The organism is Actinopolymorpha pittospori, from assembly GCF_014873875.1.
Taxonomy (GTDB): Bacteria; Actinomycetota; Actinomycetes; order Propionibacteriales; family Actinopolymorphaceae; genus Actinopolymorpha; species Actinopolymorpha pittospori.
Window position 1 is genome coordinate 181,269 of record NZ_JADBEM010000001.1, and the last position, 11,617, is coordinate 192,885.

Sequence of the window (11,617 nt, forward strand, 5' to 3'; positions counted from 1 at the left end):
GTCCCCTCAATGCCTACTTTCTTCAGTGGTCTGCCCCTTCATGTTTTGGTCGTGCACGCGACTGTCGTCCTGGTTCCGCTGGCGGCTGCCGGCTCCGGCGTGATCGCGATCTCCCCGGCCATACGACGACGCTACTGGTGGCTCGTGGTGGCTGCGACCGGCGCCGCGGTGATCTCGGTTCCCCTGGCCACCGAAACGGGAGATGGCCTGCGCGCGCGCCTGGAACCCAGCACCAAGATCGCCCGACATGCCGACCTCGGCGGGGAACTGGTGTTCTTCGTCGTTCCTCTCCTGGTAGCCGTGACCGCGCTCGCGTTGCTCGACCTCTACCAACGCCCATCACGGCGCAGCGACGGAGGAATCATGACGACGGAGGGCGCGGCGACTGGTACCGCGAGATGGATCCGACCAGTCAGTCTGATCCTGGCGGTAGCCACCCTTGTCCTTGCGGTTGGCTCAGCAGTTCAGGTCATCCGCGTCGGTGACGCAGGCGCCCGTGCCGCCTGGGGCGACGAGCGGTACGTCACGCCCACAGGCGGCGACTGAGACCAGACCATAGCCACCACCGAGGCACGTTCTGCCGAATCTCACCGTTCGGGATCGGGAGGGGATTGGCGCGGGCTGTGTGCGGGGATTCGTCAAGTATGGCCGGCGAGTGGCCCGCTGCCGGCGATGACGACGGCGGCGGGTGTCCTGGATCGTGGATTGGGCGGCGCTCCTTTTTGCAGGGCTCCGCCGTGGCCGGCCTTGGCGCGACGAGCGCAAGCATGATCAACAGGGACCTGGCTGTGCCCGCCGCCGGCAGCGACACGCCGCGTTCGCGGAGGATTCCGTTCCACGGCTACCACCAGGCCGGCATCGCCACCCCTCCGCAGCGGGTCGCGACCTTCCTGTCCTTCGACCTGGTTGCCACGAGCCGCGGCGAACTCGTCGACCTGTTCCGCACGCTGACGTCCCGTGCCCGCTTCCTCACCGCAGGCGGCACGCCGCCCAAGCGGCCAGGTTCGCCGCCCTCGGACAGCGGCATCCTGGGGCCCAACCTCGTACCCGACGGCCTCACCGTCACCGTGGGCCTGGGCGCGAGCCTCTTCGACGGCCGCTTCGGCCTGGCCCCCAGCAAGCCAGTCCAGCTGGTCACCATGACGCCTTTCCTCCATGACGACCTAGACCCCGCGCTGTCGGGCGGGGACCTGCTGGTCCAGCTGTGTGCCGACAACCGGGACACGGTGGTGCACGCGGTGATCGACCTGGTCACCCACACCGCAGGCGCCTTGGCGCTGCACTGGCGCATCGACGGCCAACGCAATCCACCCCGACCGGTCGGCGTCAGAAGGGACTGGTTCGGTTTCAAGGACGGCATCGCCAATCCCGATATCAGCGACCCCGCCCAGCTGAACCAGGTGGTCTGGGTGCAGCCTCATACGAAGGAGCCCTCCTGGGCCGCCGGGGGCACCTACCAGGTCGTACGCATCGTCCACTTCAACATCGAGGACTGGCAGAAGGTGCCCGCAGCCGCACAGGAACGCATCTTCGGCCGGCGCAAGGTCAGCGGCGCCCCCTTGTACGCAAACTCTCCCGACGCCTCCGACCTGCTCGATCCCATCTACACCAACGACCCGCAAGGACTGATCACACCGCTGGACTGCCACATCCGACTGGCCAATCCCCAAACCCCGCAAACCGCCTCAACCAGCACCATCCTGCGCCGCAGCTACGACTATGACCGCAGCCCTCAAGAGGACGGCAGCCTCGACCTCGGCCACGCCTTCGTCTGCTACCAGCGCGAACTCCACACCTATATCGCCATGCAGACCCGACTCGAAGAAGAACGCCTCGTCCCCTATGTCAGCCCACGCGGCGGAGGCTACTTCTTCGACCTTCCAGGCGTCCGCGACGACCAGGACTACTACGCACGTGGACTCCTGACCTGACCGCGACCAGCACGGGAGGCGAGCGACATGCCTAGGCTCCGACAAGGCCTGGCCCGCACCATCAGCCCGCCACACCTCAAGGCGCGCCGGGGGGCACTGGTCGCCTGCGTCGGGCTGATGTTGACCACGTTGTTGACCTCGTGTAGCCCAGACCCCGACCCGGATCCCCCGAGCGGCCATGTGTACGTCACCAACCAACTCGACAACACGGTCTCGGTGATCGACGCCCGAACCAACAAGGTCATCGCCACCGTCCCCTCAGGTGTCGCACCCGAAGGCATCGCCGTCTCCCTGAAGAACCGCAACGCCTACATCGCCGACAACGGCTCGGCCAGAGTCTCCGTACTCGACACCCGCACCCACAAGATCCTCACCAGCGTGCGAGTCGGGAAGAACCCCACCGGCGTCGACCTGAGCCCCGACGGGAAGACGCTCTACGTCACCAACGGAGGCTCCAACAGCCTGTCAGTCATCGACACCCGCACCCACCGTGTCATCGCGACCATCCCGGTCGGCGTCTCCCCCGTCAGCGTGGCCGTCAGCCACGACGGCGCCAGAGCCTACGTCGCCAACTCCGGATCCCACAGTCTTTCGGTGATCGACACCCGTACCCACCGAGCCGTCCGCTCCCTACCTGCCGGCCGTTTCCCGATAGCTGTCGCGCTCTCTGCGGATGGTCGGTCGGCCTACGTCGCCAACGAAGTGAGCGCCGGGATCACCACGCTCGCAACCCAGACCGGCGCGATAACGGCAAGCGTGCCGGTCGGCGAAGGTCCCTTCGACGTGGCCCTCGGACCCGACGCCCACACCGCCTACGTCGCCGTACTCGGCCCTGGTCGCATCGCCGTGATCGACACCCGAAACCACCGCGTCTCCACGACGATCTCCGTGGGCCAGCCCGGGACCGACCCGTTCAACCTTGCGGTCACCCCCAGCCGGATCTACGTCACCAACCAAGGAAGCGGCAACGTCAGCGTCATCGACCCCAACGCCGGCAAAGTCATCGCCACCGTACCCGTCGGTAACAGCCCCTACGGTGTAGCCGTGAAACCGTGACACGTCCGCACCAGGGCATAAAGTCCGCCGCCTGACTCGCAGCCCCGGGCATTCTGGCTCGCGGCGTTGTCGGCGTCACGCGTAAAATGCTGCTGCGCGCTAGTCGGTGGAGCTGAGCCCCCGGAACTCCGCGACCCGCTCCGGCTGGGTGGTGGGCAGGTCGGCGCGTCCGTAAATCCAGAGCAGCAGTTCGGCCGTCGTACCTGCGACCGTGGTTGGGCCGTCCGCGCGCGGCACCCACAGCAGCGCGGCCTCGGGGTGGGACTGGGCGACCGTCCAGGACAACTCGGTGTCGGTCGCGGACAGTACGACCGGCCCGGACAGGGACCGGCCCAGCTGCTTGACGTCGTTGGCGTCGGCCAGGGAACAGGTGAGGAACTCCTCGATCGAGTCGGTGGCGACCTCGGTCTCGATCTTCCACTCCGCCCCGGTGGCGTTGGCGGCGTCCCAGTGGTGGACGGCGGCCTCCTGGACCTGGTGGCGGGTGATGAACCCGATGTCCTGGCGGTCGGGGTACCAGGTCCACACCGGCGCTTCCTGGTCGGCGGCGCTGAGGACGGCGGTGAGCTCGAGGGCTCCCCGCTCGAAGGTGGCGAGGAGGTCCTCCCGCTTCGGACGCTCGGGCCTGCGCTCGCTCTCCGGCGGTGCGGTGAGGCGTTCGGCCGCGATCGTGCGCCAGAACCAGTGCACCTCGGTCAGGTGCCAGACCAGGTCGGCGAGGTTCCAGTCGGGACAGTGCTCGACGGGGGCGTCCAGGTTGTGGCGGACGGCGTCGGCGAAGCCGGCCGAGTGCTGCGCGATGGCGGCGATGCACGCGTCGGTGGCGAGGGTCATGACAGACACCCTAGGGGTGGTCTCCGACAGGCTGACATTCCTTTTCGCGGGACATTGCCGAAAGTTCGCGAGCCAATCTCCGAGAGTTCGCGGCCCTCGCGCAGAGCCAGGTCATCAGCCGTGCCCGCCACCTGCCACTCCGTGCCGGGTTTTCGGCGGAGGAGTCCCCTGGACTTATGCAGGTATTTACCTGCATAATCGCCCGGGTGAGCCTCGAAGCGACAGAGATGGACTCGGCCTTCAAGGCGCTGGCCGACCCCACCCGACGCCTCCTGCTCGACCGGCTGCGGGAGCACAACGGCCAGACGCTGCGCGAGTTGTGCGACCGGCTGGGGATGGCACGCCAGTCAGCGACGCAGCATCTCGACATCCTCGAGCGGGCCAACCTCGTGACCGTGGTGCGACGCGGACGAGAACGGCTCCACTACCTCAACCCGGCGCCGATCCACGAGATCGAGGAGCGCTGGATCTCAGGGTTCGACAAGCCCCGCCTGCAAGCCCTCAGCGCCATCAAGAAACATGCAGAGGAATACGCCATGACCAGTGAGACCACATCCGTGCCGACCTACGTCTACGTCACCTACATCCGCGCCAGCGCGGCACAGGTATGGCAGGCCCTGACCGACGCCGACCTGACCGCGCGTTACTGGGGACACGCCTGCGTCTCCGACTGGCAGCCCGGCTCACCCTGGCAGCTCCAGGGCGTCGACGGGTCAGGCAAGGCCAAGGTCGTCGGTCAGGTGATCACGACCGAACCCCCGACGCGCCTGGTCATCACCTTCGACGACGCCCCCGACATCGACCCGCCGCGCGAGCCGTCACTCGTCACGTTCCTCGTCGAACCGCACGAGGACATCGTCCGCCTCACCGTGACCCACGAGAACTTCCCGAACCCGGAGATGCGCGTCGGCATCTCGCGCGGCTGGCCGGCGGTGTTGGCGAACCTGAAGTCCCTGCTCGAAACCGGCGAGGTCCTTCCGCAGGCGCCCTGGACGATGTCCAGCGCGAACGACTGAACCGACCACCTGACCAGCTGAAAGGCACCTCCGTGGCCGACTCTCCCCCTCCCCTGCCGCCGCTCGCCGAGAGTGTCGGGTTGTTCGAACGCTCCGCCACCTACGCGCTGGAGGAGCTGTACGGCCTCACCGACGCCGGCCTGGACCGACCCACGCCATGTACCGGCTGGGACCTGCGCAAGCTGGCATTGCACCTCGCCGCCTCCGCCGACGGCCTCGCCGATCTGGGCACCACGGGCAAGCTGAGCTTGTCGACGCCCCCGCAGGACCCGGATCCCGTGGGCCTCGCGCGGGACCGGATGCACCACCTGCTCGACACCTTCAAATCGGTGATGCACGGCGAGGCGGCCCCACACGTCGGCGATCAGGCCCGGTGGGCATGCTCCGCAGCGCAGGCCGGCGCGATCGAGTTCGCGGCACACGGCTGGGACATCGCCACAGCCCGCGACGCGGACCGCGGGATCCCCGACGGGCTGGCGACCGAACTTCTGGCGTTGTCAGCCGCGCTGCTCGACGACCAGGATCGCCGGCCGCAGTTCGGCCCACCCGTGGACGTCCCCGCGAGCGCGCCCGCGAGCGATCGTCTCGTCGCCTTCCTCGGCCGGGATCCCGCCCCGCGTTCGTGACGCGCGTCGTCACGAGGTCCGGGCGACTGCAGCGCCCGGGCGGCGGGAGGAGCGGCTGCTGGCTCAGGTCACGCCTTGCCGGTGCGGTTGGTCAGCGCCCGTCGAGAGCGTCCAGGGCGCCGAGCGCGTCGCTGTAGCCGGAGGGGGTCGGAAGTCCCTGTCATGACAGGCCTGTCGTGGCGTGGCCGAGCCACCCTTGCCATGCCTACGGTGCAGGTGCTGGGGAAGTGAGCAGGGTGGGCCGGCCAGCCCCATCCCAAGCTGTAGACGCTCGGCCCGCACCTCCTCGCAGCGGCCGGTGTAGCCACCTAGCAGGCGCGACCCACGGCTATACCGGCCGCCACCACTCTCTGACGTCTGGATGATCGGCGTAGCGGAGCGTCGCCTCCTCAGGAACGCCGTCAGCCTAACCGCCGCAGTGGACGCCGCTCCCAACTGAGAGGAACCACTGATGGCCCTGGCCGAGGACACCCACCACCTGCTCGACCTGCTGTCGATGCTGCCCGAGCCGACTGATGACGCCTGGCCGGCGCTGTGGGATCTGATGGCGAACGCATCGAAGGCCGAGCGGTCAGCCCGCAGTTCCGCGACCGCATCGCTCACCACCTGAAGCAGGTGCAGAGCAAACCCGAAGATGACCCTAGCCGGCTGACGACGCGTACCACCTGACTGGGCATGTGCTTATGTGCTTGGACGTCGACGACGATGCGAAGCAGCGCTTGGTGCCCGTCCTTGCGCACGGGGTCCGGTTGGAGGAACGCTCACTAAAACGCGACTGGCCGCCGCTGGCTCGACGACATCCTGGACACTGCCTGGCGAGTCGTAGTCGCCTCGGTGGGGGCGCAGACACCCGAGGAACGCCGCAAGGATTACCGGGTACGCCGCCGCTTCATCCTGCAAGACCGAGCCGAGCTCGGCTGAGAATCGACGCCGATGCCGCTCCCAGAACCGCTGAGCGAACAGGCCTCCAGCCCCAGCTCCAGCGGACTGACAGCACAGGTCAGCGACAGTGGCATGGAGTGACTCCAACGTGCCTGTCGTGGTGTCGGAGGCCTGGATGCGCTGGATCAGTTCAGGGTCTGCCACGGCGCCAGGTCCTTGCTGGCCACGACATCGAGCTGAGCGGCGCCGATCAGGTCGCCCCGAGCATGCAGCGCTGGTCGCAGCCGCGGCGCAAGCTCCTCGGTGGGTCGTTCTTGCCGCGTTCGACGTTCGGCCGGTGGCCCTTGCTGTAGTGCACCTGCTCTGAGAGTTGCGTCGATGACAACTCCCGCACCGTCCGCGGGTCACCAAGCATGTCTCCGAAGCCCGTCGTGACTCGATTCTCAGCCCGATTCGCCCGGTGTCCCCGGTCGCGGCGGACCAGCTCGGGCACAAGGGGTGTCGATGACGCAGGAGCGGTGCACGGGTCGTGGGGTGGTCCAAACGGCGCCAAGAACGCTCGAACAGCTCGTGCAGACGACCGGTTGCCCTGAACTGTGGGAGCAGAGTGTCAGGCCAAGAAGGCGGCACCGTCACGGCAGCACTTCTAACCTGCGACTTTAAGCCAGCGAGGGACTTGAACCCTAACGCTGATTCTCGCGCAGCGGATTCAACCCCAGCTTGATCACTCGTATTCGTAGCGGAGGTGTCGTCCGCCCCACCAGGGGACTTCGGTGGTGGGGAGGTCGGCGTGGCGGAGGACGGGTGAGTAGGCGCGTCGGTCGAGGCGGACGATGGTTTCGTTATCGCGGTTTTCGATTGTGCCGCCGGTGGAGAGGAATCGGCGTTGCAGGGTGTCGGGTGTGGCGGTGGCGTAGCCGGGGAGGCGTCGGCGGAGCGCGGCGCAGATGGTGTGGGCGAGTACGGAGAGCACGACGTCGAGGTCGATGTTGAGGGGGACCGCGCCGGCGAGGGCGTCCAGGCCGAAGGAGCGGATGGCTTCGGCGAGGCGTTGTTCGATGTTCATCCGCCTGGCGTAGGCCTCGATCACGTGTTTGGTCGGGGTGGTGCGATTGTTGGTGATCAGGATGGTGGGTTCGTCGTGCCCGAGTCCGGTGATGGCGAGTTGGCGTAGCGTGCTGGGGTAGGCCGAGAGTGTGGCGGCGGGGTCTTCGATCACGCGGACACGGCGGGTTTTCCCGCCCGCTCGGGCGATGGTGAGTGGTGTCCAGTCCTTGGCGGGCAAGGCATGTAGGTGTTCGGTGAGTTTCGGGGTGCGGGCGCGCAGGGTGATGAAGGCGATGCCGCGGGCGTCGAGGTCGGCGAGCTGGGCCTGGGTGGTGACCTTGGAATCGAAGATCAACAGTTTCGGGTCCGCTCCGGAGGTTGTGCGCCAGTGGTCGGCGAAGGCGAGGATTTCGTTGTTCTGGTTGGCTTTGGCGAGGTCGGCGTTGGCGTAGAGCAGGGTGTGGGTGGCCGCGTCTTCGGCGAAGAAGGTCAACACTGAGCGGGTGCGTTGCGAACGTCTGGGCACGTAGTGTTTTTCCAACGCGGGGTCGGCGCCCCAGTGCATGACGGCGTGGAAGTCGAGGTTGATCGCCTCGCCGTGCGCGAGCCCTGCGGCGAGGCTGGCTTTGTCCAGTGCGGCAAGGAATCGTTGTTGCCGGGTGTGGTCGAGCCGGTAGGAGTAGGTGGTCAGCGCGGTGGCCTTGGGCAGGCTGGTCAGCCCGGCGAACAACGCCGCACCGGGGTCGGTGGCGATGTCGTCGATGTGGGAGACGCGGCGGGTGGTGGTGAGTTTGATCGCCAGCAGCGACAGGATCGAGCTGATCGCCGGGATCACAGACGTGCCGGGATAGCCCGCGGCCCGCACCAGGCCGGGCAGGTCCAGTGCCACCAGATCGGGGATGGTCAGCAGTAGCCCGGCCATCCGGGTGTCGGCGTGGGCGGGCAGGACGGCGAAGTCGATCACCTTGGTGCGGGGCTGGGATTCGCGTCGGGGTAGGCCGCGCTCGGCGTGCGGACGGGGCCACAAGCGTGGGAACCCTTCCTCGGCCAGGACTTCGGCGACCCCGGTGCGGTTGAGCGGAGTGTCCTCCTCGGCGAGCGCGGCAGCGATCTCGTGGGCCGAGTGGCCCAACCGGCGCAGCTCGATGATCCTGGTGCGGGCCGCTTCCTTGGCCGGGGCCGTCTTCGGGCCCGGACGCGAGCTCTGGAAGAACTCGCAGCGTCCGGCCCGGAAGTCCCGCACCAGCGACTGCAGCGTCGTCAGGGTGTAGCCGAAGCGGGTCGCCGCCTCCGCCGCTGAGACTCCCTCGAACAGGTACGCGCGCAGTGCCTCGTAACGACGCTGGTTCGCCGCTGCTGGGGCGGCGAAGTACTCACTGCCCCGACGGGCCGCTTCGGGGGTGGATATCGCTGCTTGTTCCACGATTCAACTACAGCAAGCGACACGATCGCGGTCAACGTGACACGCCGATCACTGGCGGCGACAGAGCGCAACGGCAGCCATCGCTGCGTCTCTCCCGCCGTCGTACTCCAAGTGAGATCGTGCTCGCTCATCACATCCGGGTCGGACGACAATCCGAAATCCGCCACAACAGGCAGTCAGATCGACCCTGACCGATCACCCGCTTCGGGCGCAACGACCATCACAATCACATGCCCATAGGCGAAAGCAGCCCGGAGCCGCCCAACATCCTGGAGCCACCGACGCGCCACCGCTAGACACGAGAATCGGCGCTAACCGCCCGATTACAAGTCCTCTAACGATCACGTCTGAGGATCGTCAGCGCAAAGCATGGCTGCCTTGCGAATATGGGAACTGCGTCCGCGGTGTCCGAGGCAGTGTAGACGTGTGCGCACCTCCTTGTGACAGATCTGTGACACCGCGCGGCCGATGTCGGGCTGGCTCACCGAGATACACGGTGGTGCGTCTTCCGCCGGCCTCCTGGCGCTTGTAGCGCGACGGACGGGACAGTCGAGACACGGTTTGGGAAGGTGCTCGGCGTTTTCCGCCAGGACCGGCCTGTGCGTCGGGAGATTGCGGCGGGGACCGCCGGGCCCCGAAAAGCGTGATCTGCGGGAGGACCAGGAAGTCGGTACCGTGCCCACGTGTGCTTGGCCGGGGCGGCGTGCCGAACGCGGCACATCGTCGCAGGAGAGGAGCCAGGTGAGGGATCCGTCGATGGGTGAGTCGGTTGTGCTCGGCGGCCGCTACGAGCTGTGCTCCCTGATCGGTCAGGGTGGCATGGCCGATGTGTACCGCGCACACGATCGAGTCCTGGACCGCGAGGTGGCGGTCAAGCTGCTGCGGCAGGCTTCGGTGGGGGCAAGCGACCGGGCGCGGTTCGCCGACGAGGCGCGCATGCTGGGCAGGCTGAGCCACCCGGGGTTGGTGACGGTTCTCGACGCCGCGACCAGTGAGGAAGAGCCCTACCTTGTGATGGAACTGGTCAACGGGCCCAGTCTGGCCGACTGTTGCCGTGGGGTGGCGCTGGAACCGACGCGGGTGGCGGCGATGGGCGCGCAGCTGGCGGACGCCTTGAACTATGCCCATGACAACAGCATCGTCCACCGCGACGTCAAGCCGGCCAACGTGCTCCTCGGCGGGGATGACCGAGCGCTACTGACCGACTTCGGCATCGCCAAGTTGCTGTCAAACCCGACTGGTCACACCGCGACCGGGACGGCCGTGGGAACCGCCGCCTACCTGGCTCCCGAGCAGGTACGCGGAGAGAACGTCACCCCAGCCACCGACGTGTACTCACTGGGCCTGGTGCTGTTGGAAGCCCTGACCGGTGAGCGCACTTATGGGGGTTCACCGACCGAAGCTGCGCTCGCCCGGCTGACGACGCCACCTCCGCTACCACCAACCCTGCCCGTCGGCTTACATGACCTCCTCCGAGCCATGACGGCCCTAGACCCCGCGGACCGTCCGTCCACCGTGCAGATCGGAGACGCTTTGCATCAGCTCGCCGCTGGTGTGGAGCCGTCGGTGGTGGTGCCGACTGGGCAATCTGACGCCAAGGCCGCCGATCCTTCCACCCCACCAGTGAACGGTTCGTCGCACGGTGCCGCGACCGCCGAGAGCATTGAGCTGCGCGCAACCGGTCACCGGGGACCGGCTTCCCGATCGGGTCGTCTCACACGAAGGGTCGGCAGGTCCTGGAGGTGGGCGGCGGCCGTGGCGCTCGCGATCTTCCTCGTCGTAGCTGTGGTCCTTGTGAGCGACGCCTTCGTCACCCGGCCACAGCCGGATGTTCCCGCTGGTGTGCCCGAGCAGCTGCGGCAGCCTTTGCAGGACCTGCACGACGCGGTGGAGGGAGGCCGATGAGACTCCTACATGGTCTCCAACAGCATTGGGTGCGCGTCGCCGGCCTTGGGCTGTCCCTGCTGTTGGTTGCTGGTTGCAGCGGTGCGAGCGCGCCCGCTGAAGCGGTGCCCGCCCTCGGCTCGATTCTCGGCAGGGTCGACCGCGCCATCGCCGGCAAGCAGTTCGACCAGGCGCGCCAAGAACTGGACCGGTTGGTGCAGACCACGCTCGAAGCCCGTGAAGCTGGTGATCTCGACAGTGCCCAAGCCGAGCCCATCCTGGCCGCGGTGATCAGCCTCACCACCAAACTTCCCCGCCCGCAGCCGGCGGACGACAAGATGCGCGAAGAGCTGGAAAAGGAACGCGAGAAGCTCGAGAAGGAGCTGGAGGCTGAGAAGAAGAAGCTGGCAGAGAGCAAGGAGGAAGCGGCGAACAAGCAGGAAGAGACCCGCCAGGGAGACCCCCAGCAGGGCGAGCCTCAGCACGAAGAGCCCCAGCACGAAGACAAGAACAAGGAAGACAAGAAGAAGCAGGACAAGCGTGGCGGAGATGAAGGCGGCAAGGAGGAAGGCGGCGGCAACGGTCGCTCCAGCAAGCACCGGCCAGACGATGGGCATGGGAACTAACTCTCGGCCCCATGGACACTCGCCGGCCCTACGCGGCCGTCTCCGGTGGCTGGTTCCCTCTGTGCCCTCGTAGGCGGGACGGGTCCAGTTGGCCGCGACCGGGCATGGGTGCGTTCTCGGGGGTCCGCCCTTGCGCCATCGTATGGAGCACCAGGTCGACGGTGTCTTCGGTGCGTGCAGTCGGCACAGGTTGGAGTAGATCGAGCCCAGTGCCGACGTAGAGCACTGCGCCGGTTCGGTGGCGGGTGAGCATGCGGCATGAGGCGTAGCGATGGCTTGCCCTGCGTCCTCA

The 11,617-nt window shown here is 67.4% G+C and carries 11 protein-coding genes; 8 read left to right on the forward strand and 3 right to left on the reverse strand.

All coding sequences use genetic code 11. The annotated features are described in order from the left end of the window. Nucleotides 1-9: 9 nt before the first annotated feature. From HEB94_RS00900 to HEB94_RS00910, 3 genes are all read left to right on the forward strand, one after another. Nucleotides 10-546 (forward strand): DUF2231 domain-containing protein, encoded by a 537-nt coding sequence (locus HEB94_RS00900; RefSeq protein WP_192748197.1) that lies wholly within the window; start codon nt 10-12, stop codon nt 544-546. 221 nt (nt 547-767) lie between these two features. Further along, entirely contained in the window at nt 768-1,931 is a 1,164-nt protein-coding gene (locus HEB94_RS00905) for a Dyp-type peroxidase (RefSeq protein ID WP_202896032.1), read from the forward strand. Between the two features lie 27 nt (nt 1,932-1,958). Next, nucleotides 1,959-2,987 carry a YVTN family beta-propeller repeat protein gene (locus tag HEB94_RS00910; RefSeq protein ID WP_192756165.1) on the forward strand — a complete coding sequence of 343 codons (1,029 nt, stop codon included), beginning with the start codon at nt 1,959-1,961 and terminating at the stop codon, nt 2,985-2,987. 99 nt (nt 2,988-3,086) lie between these two features. Here the strand turns inward: HEB94_RS00910 and HEB94_RS00915 are convergent, their stop codons facing one another. Beyond that, nucleotides 3,087-3,821, reverse strand: coding sequence for a maleylpyruvate isomerase family mycothiol-dependent enzyme (locus HEB94_RS00915; protein WP_192748199.1), 735 nt, complete (start codon nt 3,819-3,821; stop codon nt 3,087-3,089). A 206-nt stretch (nt 3,822-4,027) separates the two neighbouring features. Between HEB94_RS00915 and HEB94_RS00920 the strand changes: the two genes are divergently transcribed. The 3 genes from HEB94_RS00920 to HEB94_RS00930 all read left to right on the forward strand — a co-directional run bounded on the left by HEB94_RS00920 (nt 4,028) and on the right by HEB94_RS00930 (nt 6,073). Then, complete coding sequence (locus tag HEB94_RS00920; RefSeq protein ID WP_202896033.1) at nt 4,028-4,837, forward strand: metalloregulator ArsR/SmtB family transcription factor; 810 nt, start codon at nt 4,028-4,030, stop codon at nt 4,835-4,837. Between the two features lie 32 nt (nt 4,838-4,869). Next, on the forward strand, nt 4,870-5,463 hold the full coding sequence (locus tag HEB94_RS00925; protein ID WP_192748200.1) for a TIGR03086 family metal-binding protein: 594 nt from the start codon (nt 4,870-4,872) through the stop codon (nt 5,461-5,463). A 451-nt stretch (nt 5,464-5,914) separates the two neighbouring features. Continuing rightward, complete coding sequence (locus HEB94_RS00930) at nt 5,915-6,073, forward strand: hypothetical protein (protein ID WP_192748201.1); 159 nt, start codon at nt 5,915-5,917, stop codon at nt 6,071-6,073. Between the two features lie 522 nt (nt 6,074-6,595). On the opposite strand, the gene HEB94_RS00935 is transcribed toward HEB94_RS00930, so the two are convergent. Further along, on the reverse strand, nt 6,596-6,760 hold the full coding sequence (locus tag HEB94_RS00935; RefSeq protein WP_192748202.1) for a hypothetical protein: 165 nt from the start codon (nt 6,758-6,760) through the stop codon (nt 6,596-6,598). A gap of 309 nt (nt 6,761-7,069) precedes the next feature. Then, complete coding sequence (locus tag HEB94_RS00940) at nt 7,070-8,815, reverse strand: helix-turn-helix domain-containing protein (protein ID WP_192748203.1); 1,746 nt, start codon at nt 8,813-8,815, stop codon at nt 7,070-7,072. Between the two features lie 756 nt (nt 8,816-9,571). On the opposite strand from HEB94_RS00940, the gene HEB94_RS00945 reads away from it, so the two are divergent. After that, nucleotides 9,572-10,720, forward strand: coding sequence for a serine/threonine-protein kinase (locus tag HEB94_RS00945; RefSeq protein ID WP_192748204.1), 1,149 nt, complete (start codon nt 9,572-9,574; stop codon nt 10,718-10,720). Between the two features lie 29 nt (nt 10,721-10,749). Continuing rightward, nucleotides 10,750-11,325 (forward strand): hypothetical protein, encoded by a 576-nt coding sequence (locus tag HEB94_RS00950; protein WP_192748205.1) that lies wholly within the window; start codon nt 10,750-10,752, stop codon nt 11,323-11,325. Nucleotides 11,326-11,617 lie beyond the last annotated feature (292 nt).

Bases quoted from the DNA above. Each gene is read 5' to 3' on its own strand.
- HEB94_RS00900 (WP_192748197.1), top strand. From the start codon at position 10: ATGCCTACTTTCTTCAGTGGTCTGCCCCTTCATGTTTTGGTCGTGCAC.
- HEB94_RS00905 (WP_202896032.1), top strand. From the start codon at position 768: ATGATCAACAGGGACCTGGCTGTGCCCGCCGCCGGCAGCGACACGCCG.
- HEB94_RS00910 (WP_192756165.1), top strand. From the start codon at position 1,959: ATGCCTAGGCTCCGACAAGGCCTGGCCCGCACCATCAGCCCGCCACAC.
- HEB94_RS00915 (WP_192748199.1), bottom strand. From the start codon at position 3,821: ATGACCCTCGCCACCGACGCGTGCATCGCCGCCATCGCGCAGCACTCG.
- HEB94_RS00930 (WP_192748201.1), top strand. From the start codon at position 5,915: ATGGCCCTGGCCGAGGACACCCACCACCTGCTCGACCTGCTGTCGATG.
- HEB94_RS00935 (WP_192748202.1), bottom strand. From the start codon at position 6,760: ATGCTTGGTGACCCGCGGACGGTGCGGGAGTTGTCATCGACGCAACTC.
- HEB94_RS00945 (WP_192748204.1), top strand. From the start codon at position 9,572: ATGGGTGAGTCGGTTGTGCTCGGCGGCCGCTACGAGCTGTGCTCCCTG.